Source organism: Ornithinimicrobium pulveris (genome assembly GCF_050261105.1).
Classification (GTDB): Bacteria; Actinomycetota; Actinomycetes; order Actinomycetales; family Dermatophilaceae; genus Ornithinicoccus.
This window is the reverse complement of sequence record NZ_CP189837.1, coordinates 771,503-785,243: the sequence shown is the minus strand read 5'-3', so window position 1 is coordinate 785,243 and position 13,741 is coordinate 771,503. Positions and strand designations below refer to the sequence as shown.

At 71.0% G+C, this 13,741-nt stretch carries 13 protein-coding genes; 3 read left to right on the top strand and 10 right to left on the bottom strand.

All coding sequences use genetic code 11. From position 1 onward, the window contains the following. Nucleotides 1-7 precede the first annotated feature (7 nt). Nucleotides 8-1,681, top strand: coding sequence for a phosphoglucomutase (alpha-D-glucose-1,6-bisphosphate-dependent) (gene pgm, locus ACQBAT_RS03610; RefSeq protein WP_420746822.1), 1,674 nt, complete (start codon nt 8-10; stop codon nt 1,679-1,681). Nucleotides 1,682-1,722: 41 nt separating this feature from the next. On the opposite strand, the gene ACQBAT_RS03605 is transcribed toward pgm, so the two are convergent. The 3 genes from ACQBAT_RS03605 to pip all read right to left on the bottom strand — a co-directional run bounded on the left by ACQBAT_RS03605 (nt 1,723) and on the right by pip (nt 5,182). Beyond that, complete coding sequence (locus tag ACQBAT_RS03605) at nt 1,723-2,757, bottom strand: tetratricopeptide repeat protein (protein WP_420746823.1); 1,035 nt, start codon at nt 2,755-2,757, stop codon at nt 1,723-1,725. Nucleotides 2,758-2,894: 137 nt separating this feature from the next. Beyond that, nucleotides 2,895-4,079 carry a hypothetical protein gene (locus tag ACQBAT_RS03600; RefSeq protein ID WP_420746824.1) on the bottom strand — a complete coding sequence of 395 codons (1,185 nt, stop codon included), beginning with the start codon at nt 4,077-4,079 and terminating at the stop codon, nt 2,895-2,897. A 128-nt stretch (nt 4,080-4,207) separates the two neighbouring features. Then, nucleotides 4,208-5,182 carry a prolyl aminopeptidase gene (pip, locus tag ACQBAT_RS03595; protein ID WP_420746969.1) on the bottom strand — a complete coding sequence of 325 codons (975 nt, stop codon included), beginning with the start codon at nt 5,180-5,182 and terminating at the stop codon, nt 4,208-4,210. Nucleotides 5,183-5,223: 41 nt separating this feature from the next. Here pip and ACQBAT_RS03590 point away from each other — a divergent pair, with 41 nt between their 5' ends. Further along, complete coding sequence (locus ACQBAT_RS03590) at nt 5,224-6,492, top strand: NRAMP family divalent metal transporter (protein WP_420746825.1); 1,269 nt, start codon at nt 5,224-5,226, stop codon at nt 6,490-6,492. 30 nt (nt 6,493-6,522) lie between these two features. Here the strand turns inward: ACQBAT_RS03590 and ACQBAT_RS03585 are convergent, their stop codons facing one another. Genes ACQBAT_RS03585 through ACQBAT_RS03575 form a run of 3 tightly spaced genes read right to left on the bottom strand, consistent with a single transcriptional unit; the run spans nt 6,523 to nt 9,923 of the window. Beyond that, nucleotides 6,523-7,038 (bottom strand): GNAT family N-acetyltransferase, encoded by a 516-nt coding sequence (locus tag ACQBAT_RS03585; RefSeq protein ID WP_420746826.1) that lies wholly within the window; start codon nt 7,036-7,038, stop codon nt 6,523-6,525. Nucleotides 7,039-7,043: 5 nt separating this feature from the next. Next, a complete protein-coding gene (locus tag ACQBAT_RS03580; RefSeq protein ID WP_420746827.1) occupies nt 7,044-8,285 on the bottom strand; it encodes an acetyl-CoA C-acetyltransferase in 1,242 nt (413 codons plus the stop codon). 60 nt (nt 8,286-8,345) lie between these two features. Next, nucleotides 8,346-9,923 (bottom strand): amidohydrolase, encoded by a 1,578-nt coding sequence (locus ACQBAT_RS03575; protein WP_420746828.1) that lies wholly within the window; start codon nt 9,921-9,923, stop codon nt 8,346-8,348. A gap of 43 nt (nt 9,924-9,966) precedes the next feature. Between ACQBAT_RS03575 and mce the strand changes: the two genes are divergently transcribed. Then, complete coding sequence (gene mce / locus ACQBAT_RS03570) at nt 9,967-10,434, top strand: methylmalonyl-CoA epimerase (RefSeq protein WP_420746829.1); 468 nt, start codon at nt 9,967-9,969, stop codon at nt 10,432-10,434. A gap of 37 nt (nt 10,435-10,471) precedes the next feature. On the opposite strand, the gene ACQBAT_RS03565 is transcribed toward mce, so the two are convergent. The 4 genes from ACQBAT_RS03565 to ACQBAT_RS03550 all read right to left on the bottom strand — a co-directional run bounded on the left by ACQBAT_RS03565 (nt 10,472) and on the right by ACQBAT_RS03550 (nt 13,719). Then, complete coding sequence (locus tag ACQBAT_RS03565) at nt 10,472-10,702, bottom strand: hypothetical protein (protein WP_420746830.1); 231 nt, start codon at nt 10,700-10,702, stop codon at nt 10,472-10,474. Nucleotides 10,703-10,798: 96 nt separating this feature from the next. Next, the gene (locus ACQBAT_RS03560) at nt 10,799-12,496 is read right to left on the bottom strand and encodes a 3-hydroxyacyl-CoA dehydrogenase family protein (RefSeq protein ID WP_420746831.1); all 1,698 of its coding nucleotides are present in this window, start codon (nt 12,494-12,496) and stop codon (nt 10,799-10,801) included. 12 nt (nt 12,497-12,508) lie between these two features. Then, a complete protein-coding gene (locus tag ACQBAT_RS03555) occupies nt 12,509-12,805 on the bottom strand; it encodes a hypothetical protein (protein ID WP_420746832.1) in 297 nt (98 codons plus the stop codon). Then, on the bottom strand, nt 12,802-13,719 hold the full coding sequence (locus ACQBAT_RS03550; protein ID WP_420746833.1) for a nucleotidyltransferase family protein: 918 nt from the start codon (nt 13,717-13,719) through the stop codon (nt 12,802-12,804). The genes ACQBAT_RS03555 and ACQBAT_RS03550 overlap by 4 nt, the downstream gene beginning before the upstream one ends. Between the last annotated feature and the right edge of the window lie 22 nt (nt 13,720-13,741).

Here is a 13,741-nt window from a genome sequence, read left to right as displayed (position 1 = left end):
AGGCACCATGGCACGGCACGAGCGCGCCGGAACCCCGGCCCAGGAACAGGACCTGATCGACGTCGACGAGCTGCTCGCGGCCTACGCCGAGATCGTGCCGGACCCGGAGGACGTGGCACAGCAGGTCGCCTTCGGCACCTCCGGGCACCGCGGCAGCTCGCTGGACGCAGCCTTCAACGAGCACCACATCCTGGCCATCACCCAGGCGATCTGCGAGTACCGCCTGGACCAGGGCACCCAGGGCCCGCTCTTCCTCGGCAAGGACACGCACGCGCTGTCGCTGCCGGCCTGGCGCAGCGCGCTCGAGGTGCTGGTCGCCAATGGCGTGGACGTCTGGATCGACCACGGTGAGGAGGCGGGTTACACCCCCACCCCCGCGGTCTCCCGGGCGATCCTGGCCCACAACCAGGAGATCGAGGCGGCGGAGGGCACGGCCGACGGCATCGTCATCACGCCCTCGCACAACCCTCCCCGCGACGGCGGCTTCAAGTACAACCCGCCGCACGGCGGACCGGCCGACACCGATGCGACCGGGTGGATCGCCGACCGCGCCAACGACCTGCTGCGGGCCGGTCTGGAGGGCGTGCGCCGCGTCCCGCTGGAGGAAGCGCTCGGCGCTGTTGAGCGCTACGACTTCATGGGTGAGTACGTCCGCGAGCTGCCCCGCGTGCTGGACCTGGACGCCATCCGGGAGGCCGGCGTCCGGATCGGCGCGGACCCGCTCGGTGGCGCGTCGGTGGACTACTGGCAGGCGATCGCCGACGAGCACGGCCTCGACCTGACCGTGGTGAACCCGGAGGTCGACCCGACCTGGCGCTTCATGACGCTGGACTGGGACGGCAAGATCCGGATGGATTGCTCCTCGCCGGATGCGATGGCCTCGCTGATCCAGGTGATGGGCGAGGGCGACCGGTTCGACGTCGCGACCGGCAACGACGCGGACGCCGACCGGCACGGCATCGTCACCCCCGACGGTGGGCTGCTCAACCCCAACCACTATCTCGCCGTCGCGATCGACTACCTCTACGGCGGGGCCCGCCCGGACTGGCCGGCGGACACTGCGATCGGCAAGACCCTGGTCTCCTCCTCGATGATCGACGAGGTCGCGGCCGCCCATGAACGACGGCTAATCGAGGTCCCGGTGGGTTTCAAGTGGTTCGTCCCCGGTCTGCTGGACGGGTCGGTTGCCTTCGGCGGCGAGGAGTCGGCGGGCGCCAGCTTCCTGTGCCGAGACGGCTCGGTCTGGTCGACCGACAAGGACGGGATCATCCTGGCGCTGCTGGCGGCCGAGATCATCGCGACCACGGGCCGCACCCCGTCCCAGCGGTATGCCGAGCTCGTCGCCGACTACTCCCCCCAGGGCGAGCCGGCCTATGCGCGGATCGACGCGCCCGCGGACCGCGAGCAGAAGGCCCGGTTGAAGAAGTTGTCGGCCTCGGACATCACCGCGACCGAGCTCGCGGGCGAGCCGATCACCGCGGTGCTCACCGAGGCCCCGGGCAATGGCGCGGCCGTCGGCGGCGTGAAGGTGACCACGGACAGTGCCTGGTTCGCGGCGCGCCCGTCCGGCACCGAAGATGTCTACAAGATCTACGCCGAGTCCTTCCGCGGCCCCGAGCACCTGGCGCAGGTGCAGGAGCAGGCGCAGCAGGTCGTGGACGCCGCGCTGCAGGCTGACTGACGCCCGGTCAGGCTGACTGACGCCCGGTCAGAAGAGCGCGGTCAGAAGAGCGCGCTCATCAGCGACGACCGGGCCTTGATCACCCGCGGGTCCTGGGGGCCGATGACCTCGAAGAGGCTGAGCAGGTGGGTGCGTGCGGCGTCGCGGTCGGCTCCGGAGGTCCGGCGCACGGTGTCGATCAGCCGCAGGAAGCCGTCCTCCACGTGTCCCCCGACGAGGTCGACGTCGGCAGCCTCGATCTGCGCCTGGACGTCGTCCGGTCGGGATGCCGCTGCCTCGCGGACGGCGTTGAGGTCCAGGGTGCTGGTCCGCTCGAGCAGCTGCACCTGGCCCAGGCCGAGCCGGGCCAGCTCATCGGAGGGGTCGGCGGCGAGCGCCTGCTGGTAGGCCTCGATCGCGGCCGGCCAGTCCCCGCGGTCGATCGCGTCGTAGGCGGCCTGGTGCAGCGGGGGCAGCTGGTCCTCCTCGCCGTCTGTGCCGCTCCCCTCGGCGTCGCCCTCCCCCTCGTCACCGGAGATCTCCACCCGACCGGTCACGCCATTGGCCACAGCGGCCTCGAGGAACTGGTCGAGCAGCTGGTCCACCTGGGCCACGTCCTGGACGCCCAGGTAGAAGGGCATCGGCTGGCCGCCCATCAGACCGATCACCACGGGCAGGGCGCTCACCTGGCCGAAGGCCTGCTGCAGGATCGGGGTGAGGGCCTGCATGATCCCGGGGTTGGCACCCAGGTCCACGCCGACGACCTGGACGCGCCCACCCTTGGTGGCCGCGGCGCGGGCCAGCGCAGCCAGGTGTTCACCGGACTCCGGCGCCTGCGGGGTCCACAGCACCAGCACCATGGGCACGCTGAGGCTGGCGTTGACGACCGCCTCGAAGCTCTGGTCGGTGGCGGTCACGAGGACGCCGCTGCGGCCGGGGACGCCGTCTCCCCCGGTGCCGGGAGCACCGCCGGACGCGGACGGCTGGCCGGGAGCCGCGGCACCCGGAGCACCGGCCGGGGCGGACGGGCGGTTGCGCAGACCGGACAGGTCGACGGCGCCGCGCAGGGCGGCCGAGGTGAACGGCTGCTGGGACATGTGCTGGGCCTCCGGGGGACGGGTGCGAGGGGACGACCCCCAGCGTATGCCGTGGGCCGGCCCGATGCCTCAGGCGCCGCTCAGGCGGGACTCAGGCGTCGATCGAATCGAGGCTCAGGCACTGAGCCGGTAGCCGGTCAGGAACCCCAGGCGTCGATGAGCTGCTCACGGGCCGCGATCATCTCCGGCTTGAACTCGACCTCCTCCGACGGCGCACGCATGCCCACCATGATGGTGGTGCGCAGCACGGCCTCCTGGCTGAGACTGTCGGAGTCGGCGAAGACGGTGAAGGCCTCCGGCGGGGTCAGGACGGCGCCCTGGTTGACGGTGAACTTCGTGTCGCGCAGCAGCGAGCCCATGATGAAGGCCGAGCCGTCCTCGAAGAGCAGCGTGCGGATGTCATCGGAGACGAGCCAGTTGCGCTCCTGCAGGGTCGCCTGACCCTCGACGGCGGCCGCCTGGCTCTCGGCGGCACGACGCACGGCCGGGCTGTAGCCGTGGGTGCGGTAGTCAGGGGTCTCATCCGGCTGCGGCCAGTTGATGTAGCCGGCGAGGGTGCGCAGGGTGTCGCGGGGCGCCTCGGCGAGGTCGCCGGCGCCGCGGTCCTGGGTGGGGCTGCCGACCGAGCGACGGTCGAAGGTGGGCACCGAGGTGCCCGGCAGCATCGGGGCTTCCCAGATGATCCGGAAGTTGGAGCTCTCGCCGTCCTCGCTCGCCATCAGGTGCAGGAGCGGAACCTCGTCCTCGGGGACGGTCTGGACCAGGATGAGCTGCTCGGGGGTGTCGTCCTCGCGGCTGATCGCCAGCACGTTGGCCTCGGCGGGCTCCTCAGCCTCCACCTCGGCCGGGTCACCGGTCACGCCGCGCAGCGCCATGACGCCGCGAGCGGCCTCCATCGCGGAGCGGTCGTAGGCCAACTCCAGGGCCTCCTCGCGCTCGTCGTCGTCCGCCTGGTAGTAGGCGAGGCGGTCCTCCAGGACCGCGGCGGCGATCTGCTCCGCGTCCTCGACCGAGAGGTCGGCGGTGCCCGCGTCGGTGGTCATCGCGGTCGTGGTGGCCGCATCTCCGGTCACGGCGGCGTCGTCGGCCCCAGCGGTGGTGTCCGCCGCGTCACCCGTGGTCTGCGCGGCGTCCCCGGTCGCGGTCTCGGTCTCCTCGTCGGCGGGGGCCTCGGTCGTCTGGGTGGCCTCGGCGTCCTCCGTGGAGTCGGCGGTCCCAGCGGTGGCCGGGGCAGTGTCGGCAGGGGTGTCGGCACCGGTGCACGCGGACACGACAAGGGCGGAAGACATGGCGACCGCCACGGAGAAACGGGAGAACTTCATAACAAAACGGTAAACTTGGTCGGCACGCGGGTCCAAATCAGGGATTTCTCAGGCGCCCAGGATCAGCACATCACTGCAGGTCAGAGCACGTGCGCAAGCCTTCGCGCCGCACACCGGCGCCGCCTCCCTCAGACGGTCGCGAAGGCGTCCGTGGCCCGCACCAGGGCATCCAGGGTCCCCGGTTCGCTGAACGCGTGACCCGCATCCGGCACGACCACGAAGTGCGCCTCGGGCAGCCCCGCCGCGAGGTCGAAGGCTGTCCGCGCGGGCGTGCACATGTCCAGCCGACCCTGCACGATCACGGTCGGCAGGTGGGCGATCCGAGCCAGGTTGGCGGCGTCGAGCAGCTGCCCCTCGCGCATGAACCCGCCGTGCACGAAGAAGTGGTTCTCGATCCGGGCGAAGGCGACCGCCTGGTCGTCCTCCACCGCCTTGGCGTAGCCCTCATCGTCCGGCAGCACGGTGATGACCCGGGCCTCCCACCCGCTCCAGGCCTTGCCTGCGGGCACATGCACCGCAGGGTCGGGATCGAAGAGCAGGTCGTGATAGGCGATCTGCATCTCCTGCCGTCGCTCCGGCGCGACCGGGGCGACAAAGTCCGCCCAGAGGTCGGGATAGATGTGCTCCAGGTGACCACGCTCATACATCCACGCCAGCTCGCCGACGCGCAACGTGAAGATCCCCCGCAGCACCAGCTCGGTGACCCGCTCCGGGTGCGCCTGGGCGTAGGCGAGGGACAAGCAGGAGCCCCACGAACCCCCGAAGACCTGCCAGCGCTCGATGCCGAGCCGCTCGCGGATCCGTTCCATGTCGGCGACCATGTGGTCGGTGGTGTTCGTCGCCCATAGTTGCGGGTCGACGGTGGTGGCCGCGTGCGGCGTCGACCTGCCGGCCATGCGCTGGTCGAACAGGACGATCCGGTAGCGCTCGGGGTCGAAGACCCGCCGCTGCCGCGGGGATGTCCCGCTCCCGGGCCCGCCGTGCACGAAGATCACCGGCTTGCCGTCCGGGTTGCCGGACTGTTCGACATACAGCTCGTGCCCGTCCCCCACGGGGAGCTGGAAGGTGTCGTAGGGCTCGATCTCGGGATACCAGCTGCGCAGTTCGGTCACGGTGCCGACCCTAACTGCTAGGTTCGAGGACCATGTCGACGACGACCCGCGAGAACTCGTCCAGCGCCACCCCGTCCCGCTGGGCCTCGCTCGGCCCGGGTCTGCTGATGGCCTCGGCCGCGATCGGCGCCTCCCACCTGGTCGCCTCCACCCAGGCCGGTGCACTCTTCGGCTGGCAGCTGGTCGGCCTGATCATCGTCGCCAACATCCTCAAGTACCCCTTCTTCCGCTTCGGCCCCCAGTTCACCGCCGAGACCGGCCTATCGCTGGTCGAGGGCTACGCCCGCAAGGGCAAGGCCTACCTGGTCATCTTCTTCATCCTGTGCGTCTACTCCTCCGTGGTCTCGACCGCTGGCGTGGCCCTGCTGTGCACCGTGATCCTGATGTACCTCGTCCCGGCGAGCTGGGGCATCACCGTCCCGGTCCTGGCGGCACTGCTGATGGGGATCACCTGGGTGTTGCTGGTCGGTGGCCACTACAAGGCGCTGGACGGGGTCACCAAGCTGATCCTGGTCGTGCTGTCGGTGTCGACCGTGGTCGCCGTGGTGATGGCCGCCGCCCAGGGTGCGGTCCGCGAGCCGGGCTTCATCGAGCCCTCCCCCTGGAACCTGGCCACTCTGGCCTTCCTCGTCGCCCTGATCGGCTGGATGCCGGCCCCGATCGAGGTCAGCGCCCTCAACTCGCTGTGGATCAAGGCCAAGGTCAAGGAGAACCCGGAGGCCGCTCAGAAGAAGGGCATCCTGTTCGATTTCAACCTGGGCTTCATCGTCTCCACCGTGCTGGCCGTCTTCTTCGTCGCCCTCGGTGTCTTCGTCCAGTACGGCAGCGGCGAGGACCTGGAGATGGCCGGCGGCGCCTACATCCCCCAGCTGATGTCCATGTATGGCGCAGCGATCGGGCAGTGGGCCGTGCCCCTCATGGCGCTGGTCGCCTTCGCCGCGATGTTCGGCACCGTGATCACCGTGGTGGACGGCTACGCCCGCGCCAGCGCAGAATCGCTGCGGCTGCTGCGCGGCCAGGCCGAGTTCAGCCGCCGCGCCAAGGACCTGTGGATCACCGGGATCAGCATCCTGGGGCTGGCCATCGTGGTGTGGATGTCGGCGCAACTGGCCGACATGCTGCGCTACGCGATGATCAGCGCCTTTGTCACCGCCCCGGTCTTCGCCTGGCTGAACTTCTCGCTGGTCCGCAAGGACGCCACGCTGGCCCCGGCGCTGCGCTGGCTGGCCTGGATCGGCCTGATCTTCCTGGCGGGTTTCACCGTGCTCTTCCTGCTCAACCTGGCCGGGCTCGTCGGCTAGGTCGGCCACACCTCGCCGGCTCAGCCGGACCTAGCCGCTGCGCACCATCCGCAGCTCGACGACACCATCGTGCTGGTCCGTCGACTCTGTCCCATCCAGCACGAAGCCGTTGCGCTCGTAGAACCGGATCGCCCGACCATTGCCCTTGGCCACCCACAGATAGGCGGGACCGGACCCGAAGCCCTCGTCCATGAGCCGCCCGGCCAGACCCGAGCCGTGGTGGTCGGGATGCACGTTCAGCGCGAACAGCTGGCGTTCCTGGGGCGGGTCCTCATCACGTGGCGGTCCGAAGAAGATGAAGCCGACCGGCTCCTCCTCCAGGGTGGCGACCCAGAACCCGCGGCCGTCGTCCGGGATGGTGCCCTCGTCATAGCCGCTGCCGACCGCCATCCAGGTCGCGGCGAAGCTGGCTGGCTCGAGCGCGTCAACGATCCGGTCTTCCATCACGCCGCGGTAGGTCGCCCGCCAGATTTCGGCGTGCAGGGTGGAGAAGGGCACCGTGTCCGACCGGGTCGGACGCCGGATCAGGTATGCCGCAGCACTCACCGCGCTCAGCCCTGCTGGGGCACCCGCACGATCAGGGCGTCACCTTGGCCGCCACCGCCGCACAGGGCGGCGGCACCGACCCCGCCACCCCGGCGCTGCAGCTCCAGCGCCAGGTGCAGCAGGATCCGGGCTCCGGACATCCCGATCGGGTGACCCATCGCGATCGCGCCGCCGTTGACGTTGACGATGTCCTCGTCGAGCCCGAGTTCCTTGGTGGAGGCCAGGCCGACTGCGGCGAAGGCCTCGTTGATCTCTACCAGGTCCAGGTCGGTGGGCGTGATGCCCTCCTTCTCGCAGGCCGCCACGATGGCGCGGGCGGGCTGACTCTGGAGGCTGGAGTCCGGGCCGGCGACGATGCCGTGCGCGCCGATCTCGGCGATCCAGGTCAGCCCCAGCTCTTCCGCCTTGGCCTTGCTCATGACCACGACTGCGCAGGCTCCGTCGGAGATCTGAGACGCCGACCCGGCGGTGATGGTGCCGTCCTTGCTGAAAGCCGGGCGCAGCTTGCCGAGGGACTCGGTGGTGGTCTCGGCGCGGATCCCCTCGTCGGCCTTGAAGTCCACCGGGTCACCCTTGCGCTGCGGGATCTGCACGGTCACGACCTCGTCCTCGAGGATTCCCTTCTCCCAGGCGGCCGCGGCCAACTGGTGGGAGCGCGCGGCGAAGGCGTCCTGCTCCTCGCGGCTGAACTCGCGATCGGCGGTGTTGGCGTCCTCGGTCAGGTTGCCCATGGCCTGGTCGGTGAAGGCGTCCCACAGCCCGTCGAAGGCCATGTGGTCGCGCACCGTGACATCGCCGTACTTGTAGCCCGAGCGCGACTTCTCCAGCAGGTGGGGAGCGTTGCTCATCGACTCCTGGCCGCCGGCCACGACCACGTCCACCTCACCGGCGCGGATCAACTGGTCGGCGAGCGCGATGGCGTCGATCCCCGACAGGCACACCTTGTTGATGGTCAGCGCGGGGACGTTCATCGGAATGCCGCCGTTGACCGCGGCCTGCCGGGCGGGGATCTGCCCGGCGCCGGCGGTGAGGACCTGGCCCATGATCACGTAGTCGACCTGGTCGCCGGACACCCCGGCCTTCTCCAGCGCCCCGGCGATCGCGAAGCCACCCAGCTCGGCAGCGCTGAAACCGGACAGCGACCCCAGCAGCCGGCCCATCGGGGTGCGGGCGCCGGCGACGAGCACCGAGGTGGTGCCGGTGCTGGTGCCGTCGGCGGGGGTGGTGGTCTCGGGCGTGCTGCTCATCGGTGCGCCTCCAGCGTCGGTGGTGGGGATCGTCAGTCTTTGATCGCCACTGTAGTGCCCTCAGCCGAGGTCGCCGGAGGCGAGGCTCCCATCGACGATGGTGGCCGAGACACTCATCGCGCGCAGGGCGTCGGCCTGCACCTCGGTGGGGTGGCCACGCGTCGCGAGTGGGTCGACATCGAGCAGCACCACGTCCCCACGACCGCCCGCAGCCACCCGCTGACCGTCGACCGAGCAGGCCAGCGCCTCCCGCAGGGTCAGCGCCTGCTCCGGGTGCCAGGCCGGGGCGTCGGTCGGGCCACGGTGCACTGCCGCAGCCATCGCCAGCCACGGGTCGAGCGGTGAGACCGGGGCGTCCGAGCCCAGCACCACCTCGATCCCCTGGTCCAGGAAGGTCCGCAGGCTGAAGGTCCGGTCCGTCCGGTCCGGCCAGCACTGCTCGGTCACCACCCGGTCGTCCAGGAGGTGCGCCGGTTGCACGCTGGCCCGCACGGGCAACCGGCGCCACACCTCGAGGTCAGCGGTCGACACCAGCTGGGCGTGCTCGATCCCACCCACAGCCCCCGTCGCCGCAAACGTCTCCAGCGCCTGGTGCACCGCCGCGTCCCCGATCGCGTGCAGGGCGACCTCCAACCCGTGCTGCTGCGCCCGCGTGAGGAGTTCGGTGAGCTTGTCCGCGCTGAGGTTCGCCGCGCCGCGCGGATGCTCGAGGTCGCCACCATCGGCATACGGCTCGCAGCACCAGGCGGTGCGGGTGTTCAACGAGCCGTCCGAGATGATCTTCAGCGGCCCCATCGTGACCAGGCCGAGGGTCCCGGACACCAGGTCTCCGGTGCGCAGACCCGCCTCGATGACCGCGTCCAGACCGTCCGGGTAGACCCCCACCCGCGCCCGCACCAGCGGCAGCCCCTCGGCCTTGCGGTGCCGCCACTGCTCCCAGGGCTGACCGAACTCCAGGTCTGTCAGCCCCACCACGCCCAGGCCCAGCGCGTCGGTCAGCGCCTGCTCCAGGCCCCGGTCGGCCTCTGCGACCGCGCCGGGGAGCTCGCTCATCCGGTCATAGACCGCGAACCACTCGTCCTCGAGCAGCACATCCTCGGTGCGCCGGGCCCGCAGCAGCTCCAGCGCGCGGGTGTTGAGCCAGCCGTGGTGCCCGTCGCCGGAGATAAGGATGATCGGGACGGTCGTCGAGACCTCGTCCAGGGCGGCGACCGTCGGCTGCACGTCCCACGTCGCGCACCGGTGACCCCAGCCGATGACGGCACCGGTCGCCGGCAGTGGCGAGGTCAGCCGGTGCCGCACCAGCTCCTGCGCGTCGGCCACGCTGCGCACCCCCGAGGTGTCCAACCGGCTGCGCGTCAGCCCCCACTGCTGGACGTGCACGTGGTGGTCCCACAGCCCGGGCATCGCCCACCGGCCACCGCCGTCCACCTCCGGTATGCCGTGTCCCCCCTCGATCCGCGGGCCCACCTCCGCGATGGTCCCGTTGGTGATGAGCACGTCGACCGGCTCCGGCGCAGCACCGGACCGGCCCTTGGCGGCATCCCCGGCGTGGTCGCCCGGTGCCCCCACGCCCTCGGGATGGTCGAGGGCATCAAGGGCTACGAGGCGTACGTCGCGCAGCAGGAGGTCGGCCATGCGGGCCACCGTAACGTCCGGCCATCGGTCTACTCTGGACGGCATGAGCGCCACGCCGATCACCGCCGATCTGGGCCCGTTCCTGCTGGCTGTCGACCACGTCGGGATCGCCGTCCCGGACCTGGACGAGGCGATCCGCTTCCACCAGGAGGTGCTCGGCAACCGCCTGGCCCATGAGGAGACGAACGCCGAGCAGGGGGTGCGCGAGGCGATGATCGCCGTGGGACCCGCGGACGCCCACGACGCCGGCGGCACCATGATCCAACTCCTCGCCCCGACGGGGCCGGAGTCCACGATCGCCAGGTTCATCGACCGCAACGGACCGGGCCTGCAGCAGTTGGCCTACCGGGTCAGCGACATCGACGGGGTGTCCGAGTTGTTGCGCGAGCGCGGCCTGCGCCTGCTCTACGACGAGCCCCGCCGCGGCACCGCCGGCTCCCGCATCAACTTCATCCACCCCAAGGACGCCGGCGGCGTCCTCGTCGAGCTCGTCCAACCCGCCTCCCCCTGACGCCCACCCGCACCCCGGTGGGAGCGGTCGACATTGGTCAGGCGTAGGACCCACCCGGGCGGCGACGTTCCCGCGCGGCCCAGCAGGGGCTGTGCCAGTGCCGCCGGTTCTCCACTGTCTGCATCGAGGCGATCGGCCAGGCCACCGTGTGCGCACTGTCGGCACCGACCTCGCCCTGGCAGCCGGGGCACCGGTAGACCCGGCCGCTGTCGTTCGGCCGCACCTGGCGCACGCCCCACACCTGACCGGCATAGGTCACCTCGGTCACGCCCCGAGCCCGCAGGTCCCGTATGCCGCCACCCCCCGAGCGTGGGCGAGCGCCACCACTGCGGCGGCTACGTCGGGGTCGGTTGGAGCGTGGCACTCAGCCGGTGAACGGCCGGTCCAGCAGCACGTGCTCCACCAGCAGCGGTGAGGGCTCGACCGCCTCGCGCGGCAGCCCGGAGGTGCCCGCGGACAGTTCCTCACAGACCGCCAGCACCTCGTCGGCACCGATGTGGTCGATCATCGCGAACGGCCCCATGGGATAGCCCAGGCCGTACTGGATCGCGGTGTCGATGTCGGACGCCGAGGCATAGCCCTCGTCGAGCATCCGGACCGCATCGTTGAGGTGCGGGACGAGCAGGGCGTCGACCACGAGCCCGGCCCGGTCCCGGCAGACCACCGGCTCGGCCCCGATCCGGCTGACGACCTCACGCAGCATCGCGATGGCGTCCTCGTCGGTCACCGAGCTGCGCGCGATCTCCACGACCTGGCCGTTGCCCGTGGGCGCGTGCACCCGCAGCACCACGCTGCGCTCGGGACGACCGGTGACGGCCCCGAGCGCGAAGGCAGCGGCGCTGTTCACGGTCGCCAGCACGGTGTCATCGCCGGTGATCTCGGCGAGCTCGGCGAAGAGGTCGTCGATGTCCCTCCCCGGCAGCTCCTCCATGTAGCTCTCCAGCTCCTCACCCTCGAGGTTCTCCAGCAGAGCCAGGTCGACCTCCAGGTCCTGCGCCTCGACGACCAGTCCGACCCCGGACAGCGAGGCGAGCTCAGCGGAGTCCTCGGCGTCGCGGACGTGGGTCACGGCATACCCACCCTCCTCGAGCCGGGAGGCGAGGTCGTCGGCCACCTCGCCGGTCCCGATGACGCCGACGGCCGAGGGGCCCGACTTGCCGACCGCAGGGGGCGTCTGCGCGTCCTCGACCACCTGACCGCTGCCCGGCTTGGCGTAGGTGTAGAAACCCCGCCCGCTCTTGCGACCCAGCAGCCCCGAGGTCACCATCCGGCCCAGCATCGGGCTCGGCGCGTGCATCGTGGAACGGGTATGGGAGTAGATCACGTCGCCGATGTGGTGGCACACGTCCAGCCCGACGAGATCCATCAGTGTGCACGGCCCCATCGGCAGCCCCGCGCCGACGCGCATCGCGGTGTCCAGGTCCTCCCGCGAGACATGCCCGTGCTCGAGCATGCGCAGCGCCGAAGTGAAGTAGCCGAAGAGCAGATAGTTCGCCACGAACCCCGCGCGGTCCCCCACGACGACCGGCTTCTTGCCCAACTTCTCCGACAGCGCGACGACCGCCTCGGTGACGGCGTCGTCGGTGCGCAGCGTGGTGATCACCTCGACCAGCTTGAGCACCGGGGCCGGGTTGAAGAAGTGCAGGCCGACGACGCGCTCGGGGTGCTTGGTCGGGGCCGCGATCTCGGTGATCGACAGGCTGGAGGTGTTGGTGGCCAGCACGGCGTCCTCGCCGACGATCTCGTCCAGCCGTCCGAAGACGTCGTGCTTGATGGACATCACCTCGGGCACCGCCTCGACGACGAGGTCGGCCGGGGCGAGGTCAGTGAGCTCGGTGGTGATCGTGATCCGGTCCAGGATCTCCTGCTGCCCGGCCTCGTCGAGCCGCCCCTTGGCCACGGCCCGGTCGGTGGAGGCCTGCAGGATCGCGCGTCCACGTTCGGCCAGCTCGGCGGTGGTCTCCACGCCGATGACGCTGCACCCTCCCCTCGCGAAGACCTCCACGATGCCGGCACCCATGGTGCCCAGTCCGATGACCCCAACAGTGTTGATCTCGCGCATGTCCCGATCCTCTCAGACGGGGTCGGTGTCGGCCGGTCGAGGTCGGCGCGCCCCTTCCTCGGGCACCAGCAGCCCCACCTGTTCGAGCTCGGCCACGTGCGCGCGGACGGCGGGGCCGGCCTCCTCGCCCGCCTCGGGCCACACCTGGACGATCGCGGCCACCGGGTCCTCGCCGGCCGCGAGCGCCTCGAAGATCACCGCGGAGCTGTCGGCCAGGACCAGGAGCGGGCCCGCGGGCAGCAGGCCGGCGTAGACGATCCCGGTGTCGGGGTCGGTCACCCAAGCGACGTCGGGGTGCAGCCGGCTCACCTCGCCTCCCCCTCCGCCTCGGCGCCAGGGCCCCGATCCCGTATGCCGTGTCCCCGCCGCTCACGCACGGCTCGGGTGAACCGGCCGAGCCAGGCCCTCCGGATCTCGGCGCGGGTCGGCGGGCGGCCGAGCTCGATGGCCAGCCAGTCGGTGTTCGGCAGCACCGAGCGACCCAGCACGGACGCCGCATGCAGCGGGTTGCGGGCGGCCATCACCCTGGCCACCCATTCCTCGGTGCGGGAGTGGTCGGTCTGGCGCGAGAAGAGGTGCCACAGGCGATAGGTGCGATCGCGGCGGTGCAGGTCGAGTTCGCCGATCGCGGCCGCCAGGCCCACGGTGGCGCCCAGCTCATCGGCACGCTGCCGGATGCGTCTCCGGGTGTCGTCGTCGGCTTCGTCCCAGGCTCGGACCTTGTCGCCCGCCTTGGCGCTGCCGGAGCGCGCGGCGTGCAGCAGGAGGATCAGGCGCTGGTCGAGCAGGTCAGGCGTGCCGCACTCGCGGTGCGCGATCGGCACGACCTGGCGCCGCTCCCAGAGCTGGTCGAAGACGCGGCCCGGGGCGACCCGGAAACCGGGGAACCACCGGTGCACGTCGGCCCCACCGAAGGACTCGTGGGTGACATTGGCCGCGTGCTCGAAGGGCGAGCCGCTGACGAAGCTGGACCACTGGGTGCACCCGTGCTCAGCCAAGATCCGCAGCATCCGCGAGGCGTCCTCGGGTCGGACCAGCAGATCGGCGTCCACCGACGGCCGCCAGCGCGGGGCACCGTCGCCATCGCGCGCGAGCAGGTCGGGGTGCACGGAGGCGCCCTTGATGTGCAGGACGTCGATCCCGGACCGGTCCGCCACGTGCTGCAGGAAGGCGTGCATGAGGTGCGGGCGCACGTGCGAGGGCACCTCGGCAGCAGTGGTCACGGATCCTCCTTCGCGGCCGCAT

What these genes read in the sequence shown, in the direction of transcription:
- mce (WP_420746829.1), top strand. Translation starts at nt 9,967, where the DNA reads ATGAGCGCCACGCCGATCACCGCCGATCTGGGCCCGTTCCTGCTGGCT.
- ACQBAT_RS03590 (WP_420746825.1), top strand. Translation starts at nt 5,224, where the DNA reads ATGTCGACGACGACCCGCGAGAACTCGTCCAGCGCCACCCCGTCCCGC.
- ACQBAT_RS03605 (WP_420746823.1), bottom strand. Translation starts at nt 2,757, where the DNA reads ATGTCCCAGCAGCCGTTCACCTCGGCCGCCCTGCGCGGCGCCGTCGAC.
- ACQBAT_RS03580 (WP_420746827.1), bottom strand. Translation starts at nt 8,285, where the DNA reads ATGAGCAGCACGCCCGAGACCACCACCCCCGCCGACGGCACCAGCACC.
- ACQBAT_RS03575 (WP_420746828.1), bottom strand. Translation starts at nt 9,923, where the DNA reads ATGGCCGACCTCCTGCTGCGCGACGTACGCCTCGTAGCCCTTGATGCC.
- pgm (WP_420746822.1), top strand. Translation starts at nt 8, where the DNA reads ATGGCACGGCACGAGCGCGCCGGAACCCCGGCCCAGGAACAGGACCTG.
- ACQBAT_RS03560 (WP_420746831.1), bottom strand. Translation starts at nt 12,496, where the DNA reads ATGCGCGAGATCAACACTGTTGGGGTCATCGGACTGGGCACCATGGGT.
- ACQBAT_RS03600 (WP_420746824.1), bottom strand. Translation starts at nt 4,079, where the DNA reads ATGAAGTTCTCCCGTTTCTCCGTGGCGGTCGCCATGTCTTCCGCCCTT.